The 5,090-nt window shown below is 65.0% G+C and carries 5 protein-coding genes; 3 read left to right on the top strand and 2 right to left on the bottom strand.

The window, feature by feature from the left end:
* Positions 1-950 (top strand): aldehyde dehydrogenase family protein (locus tag B3873_RS03915; RefSeq protein ID WP_286864134.1); only part of this gene is annotated, 950 nt, incomplete at its 5' end.
* Between the two features lie 45 nt (positions 951-995).
* Complete coding sequence (locus B3873_RS03910; protein WP_286864133.1) at positions 996-2,207, top strand: M20 aminoacylase family protein; 1,212 nt, start codon at positions 996-998, stop codon at positions 2,205-2,207.
* Here B3873_RS03910 and B3873_RS03905 read toward each other — a convergent pair.
* Both B3873_RS03905 and B3873_RS03900 read right to left on the bottom strand, forming a co-directional pair.
* Positions 2,194-3,324, bottom strand: coding sequence for a DSD1 family PLP-dependent enzyme (locus B3873_RS03905; protein ID WP_286864132.1), 1,131 nt, complete (start codon positions 3,322-3,324; stop codon positions 2,194-2,196). The two genes, B3873_RS03910 and B3873_RS03905, sit on opposite strands and share 14 nt — an antisense overlap.
* Positions 3,325-3,453: 129 nt before the next feature.
* Complete coding sequence (locus B3873_RS03900) at positions 3,454-4,350, bottom strand: LysR family transcriptional regulator (RefSeq protein ID WP_039785985.1); 897 nt, start codon at positions 4,348-4,350, stop codon at positions 3,454-3,456.
* Between the two features lie 286 nt (positions 4,351-4,636).
* Here B3873_RS03900 and B3873_RS03895 point away from each other — a divergent pair.
* Positions 4,637-5,090, top strand: a 454-nt coding sequence (locus B3873_RS03895) for a LysE family translocator (RefSeq protein WP_286864130.1), incomplete at its 3' end; no start/stop codon positions are given.

The raw sequence follows: 5,090 nt of genomic DNA, 5'->3' as shown, positions 1-5,090 counted from the left end.
CACTGGCAGCCGGTTGCACCGTGGTGTTGAAGCCGAGCGAACTGTCGCCGCTGTCGGCCTTGCTGTTTGCCGAGATCGTGCATGAGGCGGGCATTCCGGCTGGCGTCTTCAACCTGGTCAATGGCAGCGGGCCCGAGGTCGGTGCGGCCATGTCCTCGCATCCGCAGGTGGACATGATCTCGATCACCGGCTCCACCCGCGCCGGCGTGCTGGTAGCGCAAGCCGCTGCCGTCACCGTCAAGCGCGTGGCCCAGGAGCTGGGCGGCAAGTCGCCCAATGTGGTGTTGCCGGATGCGGATCTGGCACGTGCCATTCCGCCCGGTGTGGCGGCGGCCTTCCGCAACATGGGTCAGTCCTGCAGCGCGCCCACGCGCCTGATCGTGCCGCGTGCGGCGCTGGACCGCGTGCATGAACTGGCGCTGGCAACGCTGGCCCAAATGAAAGTGGGCGACCCCACCAATGAGGCAACGACCCACGGCCCGCTGGCCAACCGCGCACAATTCCTGCGGGTGCAACAGATGATCGAAGCCGGGATGCAGGACGGTGCACGCCTGCTGGCCGGTGGTGCCGGACGCCCGGACGGACTGGAGCAGGGCTACTATGCGCGGCCCACGATCTTCTCCGACGTGCATACCGACATGGTGATCGCCCAGGAAGAAATCTTCGGACCGGTGCTGGCCATCCTGCCCTATGACACCGTGGAAGAAGCCGTTGCCATCGCCAACGACACCGTCTATGGTCTGGGCGCGCACGTGCAGGGTACCGACAAGGACCAGGTACGCGCAGTGGCCGCCCGCATCCAGTCCGGCCAGGTGCACCTGAACTATCCGGCCTGGGATCCGCAAGCCCCCTTCGGCGGCTACAAGCAGTCCGGCAACGGGCGCGAGTATGGCGTGGAAGGCATGGAGGAATACATGGAAGTGAAATCGATCCTCGGCTACTACGCCTGAACGCCTTCATCACCGCCGACATCACGGCCTGAACACATGAGCATCATGGAACACACTGAACATTCGCACGACTCCTTGCACCAGCACCGCGCCCACTGGGCCGGCCTGCGCCGCGACCTGCACGCGCATCCCGAGCTGCGTTTCGAGGAACATCGCACCGCCGACGTGGTGGTGCAGGAGCTGCAAGCGCTGGGCTATGAAGTCACGCGCGGCCTGGGCGGCACCGGCGTGGTAGCCAGCCTGCCTGGCAGCGATCCGCAACGGGGCATCGTGCTGCGTGCGGACCTGGATGCCTTGCCCATCGTCGAGGCCAATGATTTTGCGCACGCTTCCTGCAGCCACGGCATCATGCACGCCTGCGGTCATGACGGGCACACCGTCATGCTGCTGGGCGCGGCGCGCGTACTCAAGCAGCAGCCGACCTTGCCGGGCAGCGTGCACTTCGTCTTTCAGCCGGGAGAAGAGGGCGGGGCGGGGGCGCGCAAGATGATCGATGACGGCCTGTTCGAGCAGTTTCCGACCGAAGCCGTGTTCGGCATGCACAACTGGCCCGGCTTGCCGGCCGGACAGTTCGGCTTGCGTACCGGTCCCATCATGGCCGCCGGTTCGCGCCTGAAGATCACTATCACCGGCAAGGGCGCCCATGCGGCCCAGCCGCACCTGGGGCTGGACCCGATTCCGCTGGCCTGCTCCATGGTCCTGCAGTGCCAGACCATCGCGGCGCGCCACAAGGACCCGGTCGACCCGGCGGTCATTTCGGTCTGCATGTTCCATGCGGGCGATACCGACAACGTCATTCCGGACCGCGCCGAATTGCGCGGCACCATCCGCACGCTGTCCTCCACCTTGCAGCAAAAGCTGCAGGAAGACATCCGCCGCATGTGCCATGCGCTGGCCGAAGCCTACGGGGCCAAGGTCGAAGTGGAATTCTTCCAGTACTACCCGGCCACCATCAACACCCCGGCCGAGACCGATTTCTGCGAACGGGTGATTCGCCAGACCTTCGGCGATGAGCGCATCCGCACCGGCATCCCGGCCAACATGACCTCCGAGGATTTCGGTTTCATGCTGGAAGAGCGGCCCGGCACCTATGTGCTGATCGGCAATGCGCCGCAGGACCGTGCCTCCCACTCGCTGCACCACCCGCACTACGACTTCAACGACGACATCATCGAAGAAGGCGTGCGCTACTGGGTGGCGCTGGCGCAGTCCTGGTTTGGCAGCGGGCTCAAGGGCGGGGCGCTTACCAGCCGTTGAAGCGTGGCCAGATTGCCACGCTGCCATCGGCTGCGATGGCCTGGTATTGCTGGTACTGCGCACCGGTGGCACAGGCGTGATTGGGCAGGATGCGCAGGCGCGTGCCGATGGGCAGGTGCTCTGCGATCTGCGCATCCGGGCTGCCCTGGCGCGAGAGGATGCCGTGTTCCTGGTTGGCACCGCTCATGAGGTAGCCTTCCAGCACCTTGCCATCTTCCGTGCAGACCTGCCCATAGCCGAAGTCGTGCTTGCGGCCTTGCGTGCCGCGGTCGCGGCTCATCGCCATCCATCCTGCATCGACGATGGCCCAGCCTTTTTCGGGCTGGTGGCCGATCACGGTAGTCAGCACGCTCAGGGCGATCTCGTCCATGGTGTTGACGCCCACGTTGTGCATCACCAGGTCGAACATGGCATAGACACCGGCACGCACTTCGGTCACGCCGCGCAGGTGTTCGGCGCGCAGGGCGGTCGGGGTGGAGCCGATGCTGACCACCTCGCAGGGCAGGCCGGCTTCGCGCAAACGTTCGGCGGCGCGCACGCAGCCGGCGCGTTCCTGTTCGGCCACGGCGATGAGGGCGGCGTCGTTGTCGTAGTCGTAGCTGGAACCGGCATGGGCGATCACGCCGCCGATGCGCATGCCGCCGGCATGGAGCACCTTGCCCACGGCCAGCAGGGTGGCGTCTTCCGGGGCGATGCCGGAGCGGTGGCCATCCACGTCGATTTCAATCCAGACTTCAAAACATTCCTCTTGCGCCTGGCCGAAGGCCACGATGGCCTCGGCACAGGCCACGCTATCGGCCACGATCTTGAGATCGCAGCCCTGGCGGCGCAGTGCCAGCGCCTGGCCCAGCTTGGTGGGGGCCATGCCGACGGCGTAGACGATATCGGTGATGCCGGCAGCAAAGAACTGTTCGGCTTCCTTGAGGGTGGAGACGGTGATGCCGCGGGCCCCGGCCTGGAGTTGCGCCTGCACCACCTGCTGGCACTTGGTGGTCTTGACGTGCGGACGGAAGCGCACGCCCAGCGCATCCATGCGCTGCTGCATGCGGGCGATGTTGCGCTCCATGCGCGAGATGTCGATCAAGGCGGCGGGCGTGGGCAGGGTGGCCAGGCTCATGGGGAACTCCTGAAGAGGGTAGGTCGATGAGCATCGACTATAGGAGATCAGGATTGCGCTGTGCTTAATGCTCGGTGAATCGAGCATTAAGCTGTGTTTAATGCACGATCCTGCGGTCAACCAGCCCCGTCAGGCTTCCTGGAACTGCCGTATGGTCTCCAGCACGTTCACGGTGGCCTTGTCCAGGTTGGGCAGGGCGCGATGGGCCACACCGATGTGTCGCTTGAGTACCGGCGACAGTGGCACGATGCGGATGTCCTTGTGGCGCTCCAGCTCGGCGGCCAGGGGTTGCTCCAGCGGCAGGATGGCTGCGCCGTAGCCGGCGGAGACCAGGCTCTTCATGGCTTCGTTGTAGTTCAGTTCGATGCGCGCGCGCGGGTTTTCCCCGGCCTCGGCAAACCAGGCCATGGTGAGCCGGTACATCTGGGTGGTGGCATCGTTGAAGATCATCGGTTTGTCCATCAGCCAGCCCGGCTTGATGGCGGCGGGCGATTTCCAGGTGGCCGGCAGGAAAGCCATCATGCGGTCGCTGCGCCAGTGCGTGATCTGGATGTCCTTGGAGGCCGTGATGGGGATGGCGACCAGGCCGATGTCGAGCGTGCCTTCCTGCAGGCGCGCCATGGTTTCGTTGGAGCCCATGATGTTGACCTCCACGTCGATGCCGGGGTAGCTGTTTTCCAGCTGGCGCAGTACGCGCGGCAGCAGGTTCACCACCACACCGGTGGAGGTGCCCAGCCGTACCCGGCCGACCTTGCCTTCGACATGTTTCCTGGCGACATCGAGCAGATCGTCGGCATCGCGCAACAGGCGCCGGGCCCGGTCGATCACCAGCGCGCCCAGCGCCGTGGCTTGTACGCGGCGGCTGCCGCGCATGAGCAGGGCGCTGCCCAGGCGCTCTTCGAGATCGCTGACATGCAGGCTGATCGTGGGCTGGGCCAGGTGCAGCGCATTGGCGGCAGCGGAGAAGGTGCCGAGGTCGACGATGGTGACCAGGGTGCGCAACTGGTCGAGGCTGAGTTCTCTCATCAGGTTTCCTGATAGTGGCTGTCATCAAACTCAATTTTACCAATGACTTCGATTGGCGGATGATCTGCGCATTCATCCAGGGAGAAGTCCATGCGGCACATCGTCAGCCAGGTCCTTGCCCGCGTCCTCGGGGACCATCACGCTTCACACGGGGGCGCTGCGCGGGAATTGAGTGAGATGGGGGCGCGCGAGCTCAATGACCTGGGCATAGGCGCGAGCGAGGTGCCGTTCTTCCTGAAAAAACAACCGAATGAGGACCGTCCTCGTCGCCAAAAGGAGCCTATCCATGCAACATCTTGCTGAAGTGATCGCACTGTCCGCCACGTTGAGCGTGGCCACCATGAGCCCCGGACCCAGCTTCGTGATGGTGGCGCGCACCTCGGTCGGGGGTGGACGAGCCAATGGCCTGCTGGCCGCACTGGGCATGGGCATCGGCGGCGTGCTCTTTGCCGGAGCGGCCTTGCTGGGACTGCAAGCAGTGCTGCTGGCAGTGCCTTCGCTCTATCTGGTGTTGAAGTTCGGGGGTGGTGTTTATCTGGCCTACATGGGCTGGCGCATCTGGCGCGGGGCGCGTACGCCCTTGATGGCGGACGATATCGCACAGCGCGATGCATCACCGTCCGTGTCCCGTCGGTCCCTGTGGCTGGGCCTGGTCACCCAGATCAGCAATCCGAAAACCGCCATCGCCTACACCAGCGTGTTTGCCGCCTTTTTGCCGGCCGAGACGTCCTTGCCTTTCC

It is taken from the genome of Herbaspirillum sp. UBA812, from assembly GCF_002296545.1.
GTDB classification, from domain to species: domain Bacteria; phylum Pseudomonadota; class Gammaproteobacteria; order Burkholderiales; family Burkholderiaceae_D; genus Herbaspirillum; species Herbaspirillum huttiense.
The sequence above is the reverse complement of the archived record's forward strand: the minus strand, read 5'-3'. Positions and strand labels throughout refer to the sequence as shown.

Excerpts from the sequence above, each read along its gene's own strand:
- B3873_RS03905 (WP_286864132.1), bottom strand. The coding sequence starts at position 3,324 with ATGAGCCTGGCCACCCTGCCCACGCCCGCCGCCTTGATCGACATCTCG.
- B3873_RS03900 (WP_039785985.1), bottom strand. The coding sequence starts at position 4,350 with ATGAGAGAACTCAGCCTCGACCAGTTGCGCACCCTGGTCACCATCGTC.
- B3873_RS03910 (WP_286864133.1), top strand. The coding sequence starts at position 996 with ATGGAACACACTGAACATTCGCACGACTCCTTGCACCAGCACCGCGCC.